Source organism: Halorientalis pallida (genome assembly GCF_004118325.1).
GTDB classification, from domain to species: Archaea; Halobacteriota; Halobacteria; order Halobacteriales; family Haloarculaceae; genus Halorientalis; species Halorientalis pallida.
On sequence record NZ_RDFA01000001.1, the window covers coordinates 453,298 to 470,406 of the forward strand.

Sequence of the window (17,109 nt, forward strand, 5' to 3'; positions counted from 1 at the left end):
TCACGGCTCGGCGAAGTACCGTCCGTGGAAGCCGAAGGGGACCGCGTGGGGCAGGCGGGCCCGCGCCCGTAGCGTCAGCGTCTCCGCGTCGAACACGAGCAGATACGTCCGCTCGGCGTCGGTGTCGAGCGCGGGCGCGAGGACGACCCCCTCGTCCTCGCTGTCGGCGTCGGGACGCTGGACCATTCGCGGCTCTTCGACGTAGGTTCCGTCTTCCCACCACTCGGTGGCGGAGCCCGCCTCCACGTCCACCTTCACCAGCCCGTTGGCCCCGGCGCGGTCGGTCGCCTGGCCGTAGGCGTACCGGTACGGTTTCGTCCGGACGGCCGGCGGCACCGTCGGGAGTTCGATCCCGCCGGGATGGCGGCGCTCGTCGTCGACCTCGCCCGACCCGGGGTCGACCCGGTAGCGGTAGAGGTGCCCGTCCGGCGCGCCCGCGAAACCGCCGGAGCGGAGTTCCTCCAGCGACAGCGCGTCCACGATGTCGGCGTCCTCGAAGGCCACGAGATCCAGGACGACCGCACCGTCGCGCTCGAAGGCATTCACGTGGTGGAAGACGAAGAAGGGGTCGACGGTGGGATCGGCGACGATTTCGCCCGTCGACCGGTCCAGCACGACGATTCGGGTCCCCGCGGCGGCGTCGTACGAGAGCATCCCCGCGAACCCCTCGGTCCAGGGAGCCAGCCCGCGGAGTACGTCGATGTGGAGCGGCGGCTCCAGCAGGACGACGTAGTCGGGCGTGACGGCGATGTCGTGAACGTAGCCCGGTCCTTCGGCCGTGACGCGCCCGATCTCCTCGCGCCGGTCGCTCCCGTGGGGGACCCGATACACGTAGTACTCCGTCCGCCGGCCGAAGGAGAGCCCGTAGCCGACGGACTCCTCGCGGTGATCGTCGACGACGTAGTGCGCCGTCGCCATCTGGGTCGACACGCCGTCCTCGAAGGTGAACTCGCCGACAGTCTCCAGGGTGTGGGGATCGAACTCGATCCAGCGAGGGACCTCGGTCTGGGCGACGTACCGGTCACCGATGCGAGTGAGGTGGACGTTGGCGTTGTCGGTCGGCTCGGGTGGTCCCAGGGCCCGAATCCACCGGCGGAGTTCTGCCAGGCCGTTCGCGCCGGTGGCGAACTGGCGGGTGGGTTCGCCGGCCTCGGCGCGGTCGTAGGCCTCGGTCCGGAGAAAGCGGTTGGTGTACTCGATCTCGCCCTCGTCGAAACTGTACCGGCGAAGCATGGCGAGACCGTCGAACCAGTGGTTGACGCCGCCGCCGGCGTCGAACCGCCCCGGCCCGTTGCGGATCAGCGTCCCCGAGAGCCACGCCGGCACGGTGCCCGAAACCGGCAGGGACTCCCCCGTCCGTTCGTCGGTCAGCGACCGAAACCCCAGTTGCGCCGCCGTAGATCGTGACACAGGTAGCACAGGTGGCCGACGGTAATCAAGGTGTGGGCGGCCCTACGACCGGTCCTCGCGTGGCACGACTTCCATCGACATCTCTTGGCGCGGGTGGGCGGTCAGCGTCGGCAGCAGTTCCAGCGGGGAGTCGCCCTGGAACTCGAGGCGGTACTGGTCCGCGACGGTCGCGACGATCATTCGAGCTTCGAGCATCGCCAGGTGTTTGCCGATGCAGTGGCGCGGCCCGCCGCCGAACGGGAAGTAGGCGAATCGGGGCCGGTCTTTCCGGCGTTCGGGACTGAACCGCTCGGGGTCGAAGGTTTCGGGGTCCTCCCAGTACTCCTCCGAACGGTGGACGGCCCACTGCGGGAGCATGATGCTCGCGCCCTGGGGCACGGTGTAGCCGTCGATCTCGACCGTGCGTTTGGGCGAGCGGAAGATGGTGTACACCGGCGGGTAGAGCCGCATCGCCTCCTCGATGGTCCAGGTGGTGTACTCGAGGTCGCGCACGTCGGCCATCGTGGGCTGGCCGCCGTCGAGTACCTCGTCGAGTTCGGCGTGGACCCGGCGTTCGACCTCGGGGTGCTCCGAGAGCAGGTACCAGGTGTACGTCAGCGTCAGCGCGGTCGTATCGTGGCCCGCCAGCAGCATCGTCATCATCTCGTCGCGCAACTGCTCGTCGCTCTGCTCGCCGCGCCCGCGCGCTCGCAGGAGGATCGACAGGAAGTCCATCGGCGCGTCGTCGTCGCCCTCCTCCCCGATGTCGTCGCGTCGCTGGGCGACGATCTCCTCGATCACCGTCTCCAGTTCCGTGACTGCCGAGTCGAACTCGGCGTCGTCGGGCATGGGCACCCAGTCGGGGAGGGCAAAGCGGATCGGATCGGGCTCGAACCGCTTGCCCAGCGGCTCCAGTTGCTCGCGGACGTGGGCGACACGCTCCTCGTCGAGTTCGACGCCCATCATCAGGTCGAGGATGACGTTCAGCGTGACCCCCGTCATCGCCTCCTCGGCGTCGATCACGTCGCCGGCCGCCCAGCCGTCGACCATCGACTCGGCGTGCCCGACGATGCGGTCCGCCATCCCCGAGAGCCGCGACATGTTGAACGCCGGGTTCGCCAGTTCACGCTGTTTCTGCCAGGTCTCGCCCTCGCTGAGGAGGAGCCCCTCGCCGAGCAAGTCGCCGAGCGCATCGTCCTGAAACGCGGGTTTCTGGAAGTTCGCCGCGTCGGAGACCAGGATGCGCTGGATCGCGTCCGGGTCGGTCACCATGTACGTCTCCAGTGGCCCCATGTCGAACTGCGAGACTCCGCCGTAGGCCCGTTCCAGCGTCGTCACGAACGTGAACGGATCGCGGGCGTACTGGCGGCTACTTCCGAAGACCGGTTGCCCTTTGGGACCAGGTGGCGTCTGGGACATCGAGTGCACTAGGGACTGTACGATTAAATATCTGGGTCCGCCGGCAGGCTCGAAAGACCGCCCACGTGCCCGGTTCAGAGGAAGTCGTCGACACCGATGCCGCCGTCGTCGTCGTCACCGCCACCGCCGCCGGGGATCTCCTCGGCGACCGGTTCGGGGACCGACTCGACGTCGTCGGTGTACTGCCCGACCACGACGGACGGATCGAGACGCCGGGCTAGCCACGTCTGCCCGCGAAAGAGCCCCCCGAGCAACGTCGGTGTCCTCGTCGCCAGCCCGGTCAGAAGCCGCCGTATCGCGGAATCGTCACCCCCGACGTCCGGCGGCGTGGCTCCGGCGATCACGTCGACCCGCTCGACGCGCTCGGGACAGACACCGGCCGCCGCGAGCGCGTACGGACACCCACCCGAGAACGCGATCAGGCCGGCGCAGCCGACGCCGGCGTCGTCCAGCACCGCGGGCACGACCCGTGCCGTGTCCGTGATCGAACGTCCGGGCCACGGCGAGGACGCTCCGAATCCCGGTCTGTCCGGAGCCAAAATCCGGACCCCACGCTCCCGGGCCGCCGTCTCGAACAGTTCGCCCAGTCGCCGCGACCCGGGCGTGCCGTGACAGAAGACGACCGGCGTCCCTTCGGGTGCCCCGTACTCCGCGTAGGCGAGTCGTCGCTCCCCGTCGAGTGAGACCGTCTTCGGACCTGCATCTGCATCTTCGGACTCCGCTCGGTCCGCCTCTCGTCTCTGTGTCGCCATGTCCGTCGATACCGGCCCACGATGTGTGAGATCGGTGGCGGATGTATACGGTGATTTATATATCCAGACCCGATTCGATGCAGAAGTGATACCGGGGATCGGATTATCACAAACCGATTGACCCGTGGCGTTCGGAACGGATTCGTCCCTGGTTGACACACATAGACATCGTCTGGGATAGTTCATCGGGTCGCCTACCCTGGCGACTCCCCGTGTTCACGGACGAAGTCCCGCCAGCCTGCATAGGACGTGTTTTCCCAGATGTGCTTGGCCGTGCTACTACCGCTCACGTGTCTGGCGACAGACGATGCCGACCGATGGCTGTACCGGCACCCTTCTATCGGACAGACCACCTCACTCGGGTCACCCATGTTGTCCAGCATCTCTGCTATCGACGGCTCCGTCTGGCTCTCGTCTTCTTCACGCCGGGCGGACTGTGAGGGCGCCTCTAAGAGTGGTGACGAAGACGGTGTGTCCGTTTCATCCAGCATCCCCGCACTTTCGTTAACTTCACAATCAGGATGGAGACTGAGAACGGCCGCGTATGGCTCGGCGTTCGGTGGGAGCCGATCGAAGTCGAACCCGCCGGGAGCGCCGGTCACGTTGCGATAGAGCGTCTCGAACTGTTCGCGGTGTAGCGTGCGTTTCTCGTCTTCGTTCTCGAACTCGACGGCGATGTGGTGTTCCTGTAGGTCAGTCACACGAAACGGTGCCCTCGTGAGCGGTGTGATCAACGTTGCGTCGTCAGCGACCTCTTCAACGTTATCGAGCAGGGTTTGCCAGATCTTGCTGGAAGACATCTTCGGAACGATGTAAAAAGTAAGTGGGTTGGGGCGGATTGTGAACCACGGTCGTTCCGCTGCGCTCCACTCCCTGGTTCAAATCCACCGGACGATTTCCGTGACGATGCCGCTCGCTTCGCTCGCGGTGTAGCGTCACGAAAATGGGTTGGGGCGGATTTGAACCGCCGGCTTCCTCCGTGAAATAAAGTCTCTGTCCCCTTCCCTTCTGTCGGTTCATCCAAAAGGTGAACTAAGGATGACCGACGCATTTCAGCCCGAAAAGGCTGTAGAAATGTACCTGTCCGACCGCGAAGCTGAGTTAGCAAAATCAAGCCTACAGAACCACCGCTATCACCTCAAGAGATTCCTTGAGTTCTGTGAAGCGACGGGCTTTGAAGATATGGCAGACATGGATGGTCGGACTGTGTATGAGTTCAAGCAGTACCGGCGAGATGAGGGGGGAGTCAACCAACAGACCCTTTCCAACCAACTGTCCACCTTCAGGGTCTTCATACGATTCTGTGAGAACTTGGGCGAGGTTGAGAAGGGCTTGGCAGACAAGATTGAGCTTCCGGACATTGACCCTTCGGAAGCCGCGAGAGATGAAATGATAGAGGCTGAGCGGGCATTTGAGGTGATAGAGTACCTTGAGAAGTTTGAATATGGGTCAAAGAAGCACGCTCTCTTCTATCTGATGTGGCATACTGCCCTCAGGGTCGGTTCCGTCTACGCTATTGACGTAGATGACTTCCACCCTGAAGAGGGCTACATAGAGCTACATCACAGACCGGAGAGCGATACCCCGTTGAAGAACAAACAGCATGGGGAAAGAGAGGTGAATCTGAAGGACTACGTTTGCCAAGTCCTACAGGATTACATCATTCACAACCGGGACAAGGTGACTGATGACCATGGGCGTGAACCGCTCTTCACTTCGCCCCACGGTCGCCTCTACAAGAATCAAATCCGTCGCTTGGTCTACTCCATCACTCGCCCCTGCTACTACTCCGGGGAATGTCCCCATGGAGAAGACATAGAAGACTGTGAAGCCGCTTCCTTCAATCAGTCTTCCAAATGCCCTTCCTCAGTCTCAACTCACCCCATCCGAAGGGGAAGCATCACGTACCATCTCAATGAGGAAGTGCCGAAGGAAGTGGTGAGTGATAGGGCTAATGTCTCACCGAAGATTCTTGAGCAACACTACAACCGTCAGACCGAATCTGAGAAGAGGAAAATCCGAAAATCCCACCTTGATAACCTCTAAACTTCTCTAACTCCAAACACAAACAGACTCTTTTCGTATCACAATCTGAATAGAAGGCTGTTTTCTTTATGTAGTAGACCGTCTTTCGCTCTCCGGACTGAATGAATTACGTTTGAATTGAATCAGCCCTACCCGTCAACGGAGCGAGAGGTGAAGAGACTGCCCGCGATAGCAGAAGGGATTTTTCTCCGGCATCTCAAGGTCTTCTCAATGTCGCTGAATTTCCCGAAGTGGATAGACAAGTACGAAGATATGAATCTGAACAAGTCCATAGAGTATCGGGATAGTTCGGGAGCTTGGAAGGAGGATAAATACTACAGATTCTATGCAATCTCATCTGAATTGCAACAGCGAGGGCGCATTTACCGGGATGAGCTTCGGAAGATTGGCGAATGGAAAACAAACTCAGACGGTCGGATTGACTCCCATCTAAAAGAAAATAATCAGACGTTTGTAGAGCGAAAAAGCACCGTAGCTTTTCAAACATCAAATGATGAGAAGAAGATAGAGCAACTCACCAAACTAACCGGTGTCAAGATTCCCATCGCCTCAACCATTCTCACCATGCATGACCCTGCGAATTATGCGGTCGTAGACGGTCGGGCTTTCCGCGCTCTTGGAGCCGCTGAGCCAAGATTGTTAGACCCTCAGAACTATCCGGACTACGCTGAGTTCATGGAAAGCTTTCAGGACTACAATTCAGGCCCGGAAGCATACAGCTTCTATATGGATGTGGTTCGGGACATTGCACAGCGAGAAGGGATTCTTCCCCGTGAGGTGGATATGGCTCTTTGGGCGTTTGATAAGTCCCGCACATAAATCGGCATTATTCTTGAGATACTATATGTCCGGGTCAGGTTCCTGAATCCTATTTTCTATCTTCCCTTCAAGCCGCTCTAACGTTCTGATTGCCGCATTTGCTTTGTCCTTTATTTGATGAGGAGTCTCTATGTACTGCCGTTCATCATAGTTGTGAACCAAATCATTTCTCAACTGCCTAACCTTCTTCATCTCTCCTTTCAATCCGGCCCCAATCACCTCACAATCATGTAAGAACTCTTCTCGCTTCTTCTGAGTGGGGAACCGTTCAGTGAGCCATTCCGTCACTTCATGGTCATAGTATTCATGGTCTATCAATTCTGTCTTGAGAAGGTAGATAGATTGACTCTCAATAAGGGCATGAGATACGGTAAAGAACTCCAAGAAAATCATACGCTCACGTTCTGAAAGGTGTATTCTACCATCGTTTGAATTACTACGTTCTTCTGCCTTTTCTACAGCTTCAATTAGTGCCTCACGTATGTCCTTGAGTTCGTTGTGAATATCTGATTTATTATGATTTTCTGATTCCGGAACGTCCTTGGGATAATCAGTCATTGCTCAAACCCGTGGATTTCCCGGTGCCGCTCAAGGAATATTGGTTGAGGGTGTACGTCTCCGTTCTCCGGAAGATGTAGCGATTGTCCCTCAAGCTGTTTAAGTTCATGATAGCCATTCTTGTTCGGGGCATCAGCTACTATGATTTCGTGGTTATCGGTGAACGACAACCATCCTGAATCAAAGGCCCAATGATGGAACTTACATAGAGCTACGCCGTTCCGAACATCGTTCCGCCCGTCTTCAGACAGGGGATAGATATGAGCGGCTTCGACCTCAGGATTCCCATCAGGGGACTCACGTTGAGCCCCACAGACAGCACATGTGTTGTCGTAGGCTTCCCGGACTAATTCGGTGAACGCCCGGTCACGGGCTCTCCGACGTGTTTCAACGTACTGTGTTTCATCTTCAGTTAGCTCCGGTTCCGATTCCACAGCTTGTGCCAATTCGGATTTTTCCCGTTCAATCTCTTCTGTAGATGGCTCTCGCTCTTCCTCTCCGAAGAGGGCAGATTCAAGCGACCGGTGTTCCCGGCGTATATCCTCTACTCGCTCTTGTGCTACCCGGGTGAATCCTTGAACGACCTGCCGACCGTCGTATCCAAGCATCTCCCATACCTGCTCAATACCGGGAGCATCATGGGTAAACCCTTCAACCGTGAAGAGATGCCGGCTCTCAGGGTTATTCCACAGTAGTTCCCCGGCATCCGGATTCTCAAAGGTTCGCCCGACAATTCCCCCGGCGAAAAAGTCTCCATCATGGTAAAAGAGAAGACAGTCATTGGGTTCCATCGCATCAATTGCCGACTGCTTCTTGTTGGCGTCCGTTTCGGTGGTCGCCCATATCCGGAGCCGGTCAATACCTTCTAACTGAGGCGGAACTTCTGCATACTGCTGTAGGTTGTGTAGTTCCTCTACTGATTGACTGAAATCATCTCTCCAATCATCGCTAACCGGGATAAGATAGAGTCCGGGAGCTTGAGCGTCTGAAGACGCCCGATGTTCCATACTGAAAATCAACACCTCTCTTCCATCCTGTTCCTCACGGCGATAGCTTAGTACGTCTATCTCGCCCTGATATTCCCATTTCGCGTTATCCTGTCCCTTGTAGAAGAAGTAAACCGGGAAGTTTCCTAAAACCGCATCAATGAGTGCTGAGTTCCCGGGTGATTCTTCGCTTTGGTCGCCGCTAAGCCCCTCTCCAATATACTCAAATTCTCCCTGCCTTACGGAATCACTGTATGGCCCGTCTTCATTGGCGAAGACCAAGATATACCGATTATCGTTGGTATCGCGTCGGGGGTTGATGCCGGAGATACGATAGCCAAAACCGGTGTTGAAAGCATCCTCAATTTCCTCTTGAGAAAGCCGGTCGCCTACCTCAAGCTCTCCCGGCGGGGTATGCATATCAAGTATTGTCACAGTAGACCGTCATTATTCTTCTCTTCCTCATGCGTCCACCGGCGATTCTCGCCCCTGTGCATCCTGATACAATTCAATAATCATCTCCTTGAACGGAGAGCGAATCTCCTGCCAAAAGAGTCGCGTCATTCCAACTTCCGGATTTTGAACAGATTTTACCGCTGATTTCGCGGTTGTCTCAAGAACAAGGTGATAGAACGGCTCATAGGTGGACTTTGCGAGACGGAACGCGAGAAGATTGAGTAGGGGGAATCCCGCTCCCATTACCTTTTCATTCCAATACCAAACTGAAATTAGCTTACTAAATGATGCGCTTGGAATTTCCTGATAGGCTAAGTGATTGATGAGCGAGATGCGAATAGCGACAGACAAAATCAGTAGTCCTGTGAGTATTGCTAAGACAACACTCACAATTCCACCGACACCAAGGTATGCAGTGAGGATAGCAAAGCTTGTTAACAATAAACTGAGACCGAACTCACCGGTCTCAAACAGTTGGCGATTGGAAGGAATTGATTCCTCAGCCCGATTCTGAATATGGCGCATTGACTGTCGATTTGGATAACCTTGTGTTCCAAACTCCTTGATAGCGGCTGAAGTCCCATCTTGAAGTGCAGTCGTTATGTCGTTTCGTATCTCAAGAGCCTCTTCCTGTGGAATTACCAAGAACAAGAGAATAGATGGAAGTGATGAGAATATCTTTAGTCTACCAATTGCACTAACTCCCACGGCAAATCCTGAGATGATAGTAACAAGCGTGAAGAAGATGCTCCTCACTATCCCTATGAAAAACTTCCCTATTTTCATCCATTTCGCGGCCATGATTCACCTTGTAAGCCTTCAATAATAGATTCTTGTCTGAATCAGGGCTGAGGCGAAGTATCAGGGTTCAAGCGCCAAGAGTAGAGTACAGAACGATGAGAACTTCTTAGGACAGAAACCTCATAGTGACTCCGTATCAGTTCAGCATATGGGTACCTATGACGTAATGCAGGTCTGCGAAAACGGGCACAAAATCACTCACTCTTACGTCAATTATCCGGAACACAGACAATCAGCCTGTGACCAATGCGGTGCTGATACAATACACAGATGCCCTGAGTGTGATGAGCCGATTCGGGGGAAGTATCTTGTTGAGGGTGTCGCTTCGGTAGGGGGCCCCGACCCACCCGATAATTGCCATGAGTGCGGTGAGCCGTATCCTTGGGCAGATGAAGCCGACCAATTCGCGGAGGTTGATTCATCTGTTCTTGATGAAGAACTCGCTGAGCGGTGTCTATCAGAATATGAGACGGGCCACTACCAAAGTGCGGTGAGAACAGCCTTCACTGTCCTTGAGGAACGCATACGAAATAGAGGAGAGTTCCCCCAAGGAGTTAGCGGAGCAAATCTGATGCTTCAGGCGTTCAATGCTGAAGACGGGCCTCTTTCGTTCGGAGAAACCGAAGGAGAACAAGACGGTGTGATGTTCCTCTACAGGGGTGCGTTCCAAGCTCTCAGGAATCCTGTGAGCCACCGATTCGTTGAGGAAGTGGATGAAGACTATGCCCGTGACGCTATTCACACGGTGAATCTACTACTACGACTCCTTGATGAGAACACTTCAGCTTAATTTCCTTGTGTAGTTCCTTTCTTCGCCTCATTAAGTTCCGTCTCAAGGATGTTGTATTCAGACTTGTACTCTTCTCTCAACTCAGATAGCTCAGCTAATAGTTCTTCATTGAGTTCTTCAATTTCTATTAAGAGTTCTTCCATCCGGTCAACTTCATCAGCGAAAGGCCCATCTCGCAGTGATAGAAGGTCTTCGTTGATTTCTGTATATCCATATGCATGGTCTTCAAAGGCAGATAGGATACGTCGGGCGAGTTTGTGGGAATACGCCTGAAGCTCTTCATCAAACGGCATATCCTGTTCTCCCTCTATGGATTCTATCTTCTCTTCAAACTCATCAAGAAAATCGCTTTCAATATATGCTTCAAGTCCGGCTTGAGTGCCGTTATATAATTCAATAAATTCCAAGCACAAATTCTTGTATTGCTCATATTTTACCGGCAACTCTTCTCTATCTTGTTGAATATCAATCAGAACATGGCCTTCAACAATCTGATTCCCCAACTGTAATTCATCGGAAGAAGGGTCATGCCACCGAAGGTTTGGAAATGAAGTTCTTTGGGTATTTTGAGGGGGGTTGTTTAGCGACTGCTGATGGTCTTCAAGGAGAGAACTCATTTTGTCTATGCCTTCTGTGATGATTACGACCACTTCATCACGTTGCCACTCTTTTTGATTCTGTCTCTCAGTTAGAGTCTGCTCTCTTTGCATCCGATATTCAATCAGTCCTATCCTTCCAAGATACCCTGCTACAGCGCCAACAGCAAAGAAAAGAACATCAATCAACAATTGAGGGAACTCTATCCCCAAGAACTCAGCCATTAGAAAACCTATTGATGCCCATCATCAATAAGCCCATGACTCATCTGAGGCGAAGGAATGAGGTTCAAGCGCCAAGGGTTGAGTACGGAACGATGAGGCGTTGAATATACTCTCCCCCACTAAGGGTTTTTAATATAGATACAATTCAAGAGAGCATTATCCCTTGTTCTCCGCCACCCTCATTGACGGAATCCTACGGAGCCATGTCGGAATTGCGTGCCCTTCTGCCTCAGGCAGTATGGATTCAGGATGGAGTGAGTACCATCCGGATGTAGGGGCCTCTCACTTAGTACAGTAACCACCTAATGAGCTTTCGCCCATCGCCGTACATGGTGAGAGAGATTCCTTCTAACCGTCCCCATGACCATTTAGACGGTCACCGATTCCCGCTCTCACGGGTCATCGGCAGAAGCACGGGTAGCTCTTCCTCAACCCGCCCGACCTACCCCTGTGGATAGGCACAGTTAGTTCCGACCGGACATTTCATCGGGGGACTGAGACAAGATGGGGGTTCAAGTACCGGCCACCTTCCCTCAGGGCGTGCTTATATTGAAATCATACGTATAGAGCCTTAAACGCTCCGCTGAACGGATTTGTGTAGTTCCTCAAAAGTTGGGAAGGGCCGGTACTTGAACCCATTCGCTCATACACTCCGGAGTTGAATAATACTGTCGGTAATATTCTGTCCCGATGGCTCAGTACCCCTATTGAGAGAACCAAATTACCGTGGTGGTATAGATACTTCCCCTATACGGGGATTTACACGCACAGGATGCTGAGACGCTCATAAAGTTCGTTCCTCTCTTCTGCGACCAATGCTCTCACCGGAGCGTTATAACGCGCTGTGACCCCCTTCTCAATCCATTGCGTGGCTACAGACGTGTGGGGCTCCCCGCTGTGTCCCGTATCACTAAGAGAAGCCGGATACTCCTATTCGGATATGGACAAGGCAACCTACCAAGACCTCTCAGAACGGTTGGAGACTAACAATTACTTCAGGTTAGATGAGTTTCCTGATGAGAAGAAGCCGGTGGTGAGCGCGTATCTCTACGGAGCATTACACGCCGGCGAAGTGCTTTCTGTTCAGTATCAAAATAAGCGATACTCAATCAAGGAAACTCAAGGTGGACTGATTGATGGAAACCAAGGTCGGCAGATTGATTTCCAAAACTTATCTGATATGCTCCATGATGGTGCCGAAGTCCGAATCAAGGAGTAGTTGAACTGTTGCAGTTTCATGTAATCTACTCATATAAATTGGACGCCGAATCCGACTATGAATAGTAGGAACCCGACCCCTCTAACAATCAGAACATTCTTATCCTTGTTTGACACTTCTTCGGATACCCATTCATCAAGCTTCTGTTTAGCACATACAGCATCCCATTTTTCGTTCTCATGGATATATTCCTGCCAACCGTCATACCGGTCGGGAAGAGACTGCGCTCCGCCGCTATCCATCAAATCACCAAATGGGCCTTCGCTGTCTTCATCGTAAATCGCAAATATAGAATGAGGCATCTGCAACGGGGGAACTCTTTCCATGAGAAAAAGCCAAGGCCGCCCCTGAAGTTCACCGTCCCACTTTCTTCTGATTAAATCTTCTAACGCATCAAACTCATCAGACCCTTCGGTAAGCGAGGATGTGTCAAACAGTTCCCGACGGGCATCCTCAAGAGTAGAAGGGATAATAAAGGACTTGATGAAGGGAATATCCGGTAGAACCATCAGTACCGCACCAACGAACTCAGCTAACATTCCAACGGGAACTATCTGAACCATTATCAGACAATCCCTACTCTATCATCAAACCGTCTTTGGAATTGCCGGATAGGTTATATGATATATTGGTAGGGGTGGATTCGCTCAGAAGACGCCCCCGACGTTTCTTACTTGTGCTATATGAGAAAGTACCTTCTCAGATTCCGGGGAGTTGGTCACGCTCTTTCTCAATATCCTCAAGTCTCAGAATCGCCGGATTTTGGGCGAAACCCCCCTTCGGTGGTAGAAGTGGACAAACCTGTGGCGCTCACATCGGCAGGCAGACCGTAACGCTCCCCGACAGTGTCTCAGGGTTCCACCGGCCCGCGAAGCCCACTCGCCCTCTCCGGCTCTTCGGCCCGCCAAAGCAGTACCCCCTACCCCATGGGGTGGGGTATCTGCCCTCTAAGGCTCTTGGGGCTTTCAAGCCCACAGGCCCCTCAGACCCCCACCGGTCTATAGAGCCGGATATATCGTACCACAATTCATTTATCCTACTTACCAAGTACCGGTATGGGAAGGCGTTCAGGTATTGACGGATGTGTTATTATGTCGGTAGTGAGCTTCTTAGTGGCTTTTCTCGCTATTTTTGTTCTTAATGCGTCTGCTATAACACTCTCTATTGAATCTACAGACCCATTATACAATCAAATGGAGAATTGGAAGGCAATCCTCTCTATCGGAATTATTCTCATCGCTTCACTACCCTCAATAGCCTGTTTCCTTTTCTCTAATCGGGGGCGATAATTAGCCTATCGGAGAGATAAAATACGTCGTTGTTGAGTTTCTGTCCCTTCTCAACCGAAGTTTCTCATGGTGATGCACACTCAGCACCTCATATGCAAACACGGGATGCTCTCAAGCAACTTCAGAAGGATATGAGACGCGAGTTAGATGGAGAACTCTTTTTCTTTCCCGAAGCAGATGGGGTGAAAGGGTTCTACGGTGACGGAAAGGTATGGTTCATTGCTCCGAAACCATCCCTACAAAGCGAGTTTCCCACAAGACATGATGAGCTACTGTACGGGACGCTGAAAGAATACGGACTCGCCAATGCCCATATCACCGATATATCCAAGATACAGGGAAAAGCGGATAATGGGATACCCGAAGAGGAACTTGAGCAAAATCGCCCCTTCTTGGAGCGAGAGATAGAAATTCTTCAGCCGGAATTGCTTGTTACCGTAGGGAACGGGGCCAAGACCGCTCTTGAGAAGCTTGATATTGCACTAATCATTGAGCGAAATCATATCCGACACTACTCATGGGCCTCAAGATGGGGGCATGAAGAGGAATTTGAGGATGATGTTGCGCAAATTGCTGAGATAGCCAAAGCACGGGAGATTCACCATACCTGCTAAGCGGAAACCGCCCGAATACCCGGTCAACAGTATCAATCCTCTATTTAGTGATTAGTTCTTATCCTGCGCTTCAATCTCTCTTTCAAGCCGGGAGTAAACAGTAAAGACGTTATCAATCCGGGCTGATAACCGGTCTAAATCGGTGATTCGGTGTCGCTTCTGTGGGTCATGGACTAATCTATTGCGGTAGTCATGAACACTCTTGATACTGTCTTGTAAATCGCTTTCAATCACATCGTAGTGGGAGAGAAGGTCGGCTATGCTCTTTTGACTCAATTGATTAACAATTGCTCTTTCATTGGTTCCCTCTCTATTCCGATATTTATCATCCATCAATTCACGGACAGACAAATTTTCAGTGTATTCATCAACCAACTCAGATGCGATAGTAAAAAACACAACCAACGAATCTTGATGCTCACTCAGGAAATTAGCGTAATCATCAGCCTCATCAATCGCAGTTTTGAGTGATTTCCCCTTCTCCCGTAGCTCATTGTGCAATTCAGGAACTCCCCATGTAACCGACGTTGGTGGTTCTTCAAGCTCAACTGTTTCCTGTGTATCAAAGCCTGTAGCGTTTATACCCGATTCCTCAATTTCCTCAGATTTATCGTTATGAGTCATATTCGCAGATACAGGGGCAACAGGGATAAAAATGGATTCCGTAGTGGGAATTGGGAAGAGCGATGCTATGTCCTGAGTGCGGATGGTGGGATGATTGGGATGACAACGGAAGCCCCTACTGTGAGTTCTGTGGTTCCCTGCATAGCGCGACCCCCGATGACCCGCCGGAAGCTCATGAAGCAGTGGCTCAGGCCAAGGGCGAGTGATAGTCTGCCCGTGGCTCTCCGTAGACCCCACTCTCAACGTTGACAGGGCAGTTCTCCGATGAGTGAGGGCCTTCCCTTCGCATCTATCTCAAGCCTCTTCAGGCGCTTCACAGGCGCTTGCATCGTATCGCTGTATAGCGGTTTCTATAATCTTATAGAGTGAAGCGAAGGGAACAGCCGAACTGTCTGAGTTTCAACTTTCATTCCGGCCCCGAATGAAGCGGTGTCCTATAGGGGTCTGAGAATGGGTCAACTTTGGTAGTTGATAGGTTGAGCGAACCCCGTGAAATTCAGCTAAATGGGTTTACGTATTTAAATAGTTTAAGTAGAGGATTGGGGTGATTTTTCGGACCATTCTCACTGAACCATATAGAGTTTGTCAATATTATCTACTTCTGAAGGACTACCACCCACCTTCAAATTCGGCTTCAAGGCCACACTTTTCGGCAAATCGTTGAACGTGTCGCTTCTTATCCCTCTTATTGAAGCTTGTGAACAGGTAATAATCGTTAGCCAACTCCCGGTATGTTCTCATCTCACCCTCATCGCCCGGATGCTCAGGTTCGTTATTGATGAGGGCGTTCTTCCGACCGGGAACAAAGGGGAGTGGTTCAAGCTCAGAAATTAGGTTGTGATTCTCAATTAGATAGTCCGTCGCATCAGCCATAGCATCACTTTGGTTATCATCAGAAAGGGTAGCGAGTGTAGTTCCACCGTCCTGTATCTTGATGATGTACTCGCCTGAAGTGTCTTGAGCCTCTTCTATCTCCGATGTAGACACCTCTTCCTCATCTTCCGGAGAAGGTGTTGTGCCAATTGCTCTCCGCTGTTCCTCAAGAGCCGTAATTAGACCATCAACGAACTCAGTGGCTTGGGCTTCAGTGTCCAACGGGACGGATGCACCAATCTCATCTAACAGAACCTCATTGAGTTCCTTGGCTACACGCTCCTTGTTCTCTTGAAGATGGATAATAGCATCACCCGCCTGTGCTATCTGCGTAGCTATCTCATCGGACTTACCGGACTGAATGGACTCCTTGGAGAGAATTTCTAATAGGTCGGGCCGTTCGTTCAGGTCTTCCAACTCAAACTGAATAAGCGAGATTTCTTCTTGTCTTCCGTCATTCCCCTTGGTCAACACCTCAAACGATTTTCCGTTGGTCACTACTCCCCAATCTACTTCCAACTCTTGGCGCATATAGCTCCGAAGCTGTTCAACGCTGTCTTCATCAAGAGTAGACCGCGCCGGCTTCGCTTCAATGAATACGACAGGTGTATCTCCCAACAGTAAGGCGAAATCCACCTTCGTTTTGCCTGTTGCCATCCGAACTGTATGTTCCGGCTCAACTTCTGTAGAGCGCGTATTCCATCCAAGCAATTCTATGAACGGGACAACAAGACGGAACTTCGTTGCTTCTTCATCCATCTGAGGAGAGGCTTCCAAGAGAGATTCGGCTTCATCTACAAACTCTCTCACATCCCGTTCATCCATAGATATGTGACAGATGCTCAGGGAATGGTTATGAAAATATCCGACTCAACCTATATCGGAGAAAGCCCCTAACACCGTCACCGGGTTATAAGATTATAGAGAATCAATTATGGGTGAACCGACAGACGGCGAAGGGCCGGTTACAGGGACTGAATGAATCCGTATGACGGGAAATTGAGGTTATTTATAAGCATACCTCTCCCGTCATGCGATTCGGAAGCAGACAGAATTTGGATGGGTTGGGGCGGATTTGAACCGCCGGCTTTCTCCGTGTGAAGGAGATATCATAACCGGACTAGATCACCAACCCGGCGCTCGGTGCTACCCCTGCGCCGGACTTAAGAGTTACCTCTCACGCTTCCTTCTGCCGGTAGGTCTCGATCTTCTCCCGGGCGTCCGCGATGGCCTCCTTGGCCTCGCCCTCGGCTTTCCCCTGCAGTTCTTTCAGGTCGGCGCGGATCTCCTTCAGCCGACTGGCTTCGGGGTCGGCCTGCTCCTCGCCACCAGTGACGTTGTCGATCCGCTCCTGAATCGGCTCCAGCTCTTCGACTACTCCTTTTTTCGCCGTCTCACCTGCACGTTTGAGGTAGTATTGTGCGTCTTCGAAGTGTTTGTTCATATTCGTTGGTACGTCGAGAACAAATAAAAGGTTTGTGGCACTATAGCTTCAAATCGACAGACTGCGACGCCGTTCCGTCGAACCCGGCGGCCGACCACAAAGCTTTTCAATCTTTTAGGCATACCTAAAATCGGCTGGAACCCCGTCGGGGGTCGGCCACGCGTCTGTCCCAACAGCGCGTCCACCATGCCTCCGGCCGTCGGGTCCGC

Annotated in this window: 17 protein-coding genes and 1 tRNA gene; 5 read left to right on the top strand and 13 right to left on the bottom strand. The window is 53.0% G+C overall.

The genetic code is table 11. The features are described 5' to 3' along the window. From EAF64_RS02500 to EAF64_RS02515, 4 genes are all read right to left on the bottom strand, one after another. Positions 1–1,410, bottom strand: a complete 1,410-nt coding sequence (locus EAF64_RS02500) for a carotenoid oxygenase family protein (protein WP_129067387.1) — start codon at positions 1,408–1,410, stop codon at positions 1–3. 42 nt (positions 1,411–1,452) lie between these two features. Further along, a complete protein-coding gene (locus EAF64_RS02505; protein ID WP_129067388.1) occupies positions 1,453–2,808 on the bottom strand; it encodes a cytochrome P450 in 1,356 nt (451 codons plus the stop codon). Between the two features lie 74 nt (positions 2,809–2,882). Beyond that, positions 2,883–3,560: an alpha/beta fold hydrolase gene (locus EAF64_RS02510; protein WP_129067389.1), complete on the bottom strand. Its 678-nt coding sequence runs from the start codon at positions 3,558–3,560 to the stop codon at positions 2,883–2,885. Between the two features lie 194 nt (positions 3,561–3,754). After that, a complete protein-coding gene (locus EAF64_RS02515) occupies positions 3,755–4,360 on the bottom strand; it encodes a hypothetical protein (RefSeq protein WP_129067390.1) in 606 nt (201 codons plus the stop codon). 238 nt (positions 4,361–4,598) lie between these two features. On the opposite strand from EAF64_RS02515, the gene EAF64_RS02520 reads away from it, so the two are divergent. Both EAF64_RS02520 and EAF64_RS02525 read left to right on the top strand, forming a co-directional pair. After that, complete coding sequence (locus EAF64_RS02520) at positions 4,599–5,606, top strand: tyrosine-type recombinase/integrase (RefSeq protein WP_227738863.1); 1,008 nt, start codon at positions 4,599–4,601, stop codon at positions 5,604–5,606. Positions 5,607–5,816: 210 nt separating this feature from the next. Continuing rightward, a complete protein-coding gene (locus EAF64_RS02525) occupies positions 5,817–6,425 on the top strand; it encodes a hypothetical protein (protein ID WP_129067391.1) in 609 nt (202 codons plus the stop codon). A 21-nt stretch (positions 6,426–6,446) separates the two neighbouring features. Here the strand turns inward: EAF64_RS02525 and EAF64_RS02530 are convergent, their stop codons facing one another. The 3 genes from EAF64_RS02530 to EAF64_RS02545 are packed head-to-tail and all read right to left on the bottom strand — an operon-like array spanning position 6,447 to position 9,226. Continuing rightward, on the bottom strand, positions 6,447–6,983 hold the full coding sequence (locus tag EAF64_RS02530) for a hypothetical protein (RefSeq protein ID WP_129067392.1): 537 nt from the start codon (positions 6,981–6,983) through the stop codon (positions 6,447–6,449). Further along, on the bottom strand, positions 6,980–8,389 hold the full coding sequence (locus EAF64_RS21280) for an HNH endonuclease (RefSeq protein WP_227738864.1): 1,410 nt from the start codon (positions 8,387–8,389) through the stop codon (positions 6,980–6,982). Before EAF64_RS21280 ends, EAF64_RS02530 begins: the two co-directional genes overlap by 4 nt. 42 nt (positions 8,390–8,431) lie before the next feature. Then, the gene (locus EAF64_RS02545) at positions 8,432–9,226 is read right to left on the bottom strand and encodes a hypothetical protein (protein WP_129067393.1); all 795 of its coding nucleotides are present in this window, start codon (positions 9,224–9,226) and stop codon (positions 8,432–8,434) included. Between the two features lie 148 nt (positions 9,227–9,374). Here EAF64_RS02545 and EAF64_RS02550 point away from each other — a divergent pair, with 148 nt between their 5' ends. Further along, a complete protein-coding gene (locus EAF64_RS02550; RefSeq protein WP_129067394.1) occupies positions 9,375–10,016 on the top strand; it encodes a TIGR02391 family protein in 642 nt (213 codons plus the stop codon). On the opposite strand, the gene EAF64_RS02555 is transcribed toward EAF64_RS02550, so the two are convergent. Then, positions 10,013–10,837 (bottom strand): hypothetical protein, encoded by an 825-nt coding sequence (locus EAF64_RS02555; protein WP_129067395.1) that lies wholly within the window; start codon positions 10,835–10,837, stop codon positions 10,013–10,015. The two genes, EAF64_RS02550 and EAF64_RS02555, sit on opposite strands and share 4 nt — an antisense overlap. 940 nt (positions 10,838–11,777) lie before the next feature. On the opposite strand from EAF64_RS02555, the gene EAF64_RS02560 reads away from it, so the two are divergent. Next, positions 11,778–12,056 carry a hypothetical protein gene (locus tag EAF64_RS02560; protein WP_129067396.1) on the top strand — a complete coding sequence of 93 codons (279 nt, stop codon included), beginning with the start codon at positions 11,778–11,780 and terminating at the stop codon, positions 12,054–12,056. 29 nt (positions 12,057–12,085) lie between these two features. Here EAF64_RS02560 and EAF64_RS02565 read toward each other — a convergent pair whose 3' ends face one another. After that, entirely contained in the window at positions 12,086–12,619 is a 534-nt protein-coding gene (locus tag EAF64_RS02565) for a hypothetical protein (protein WP_129067397.1), read from the bottom strand. Positions 12,620–13,437: 818 nt separating this feature from the next. Between EAF64_RS02565 and EAF64_RS02570 the strand changes: the two genes are divergently transcribed. Continuing rightward, on the top strand, positions 13,438–13,959 hold the full coding sequence (locus EAF64_RS02570; RefSeq protein ID WP_129067398.1) for a uracil-DNA glycosylase family protein: 522 nt from the start codon (positions 13,438–13,440) through the stop codon (positions 13,957–13,959). 51 nt (positions 13,960–14,010) lie between these two features. Here EAF64_RS02570 and EAF64_RS02575 read toward each other — a convergent pair whose 3' ends face one another. From EAF64_RS02575 to EAF64_RS02590, 4 genes are all read right to left on the bottom strand, one after another. Continuing rightward, a complete protein-coding gene (locus EAF64_RS02575; protein WP_129067399.1) occupies positions 14,011–14,583 on the bottom strand; it encodes a hypothetical protein in 573 nt (190 codons plus the stop codon). Positions 14,584–15,192: 609 nt separating this feature from the next. Next, a complete protein-coding gene (locus EAF64_RS02580) occupies positions 15,193–16,281 on the bottom strand; it encodes a type I restriction enzyme HsdR N-terminal domain-containing protein (protein WP_129067400.1) in 1,089 nt (362 codons plus the stop codon). A gap of 235 nt (positions 16,282–16,516) precedes the next feature. Next, positions 16,517–16,591, bottom strand: a tRNA-Val gene (locus EAF64_RS02585). Between the two features lie 42 nt (positions 16,592–16,633). Further along, a complete protein-coding gene (locus tag EAF64_RS02590; RefSeq protein WP_129067401.1) occupies positions 16,634–16,900 on the bottom strand; it encodes a DUF7553 family protein in 267 nt (88 codons plus the stop codon). Positions 16,901–17,109: the final 209 nt, after the last annotated feature.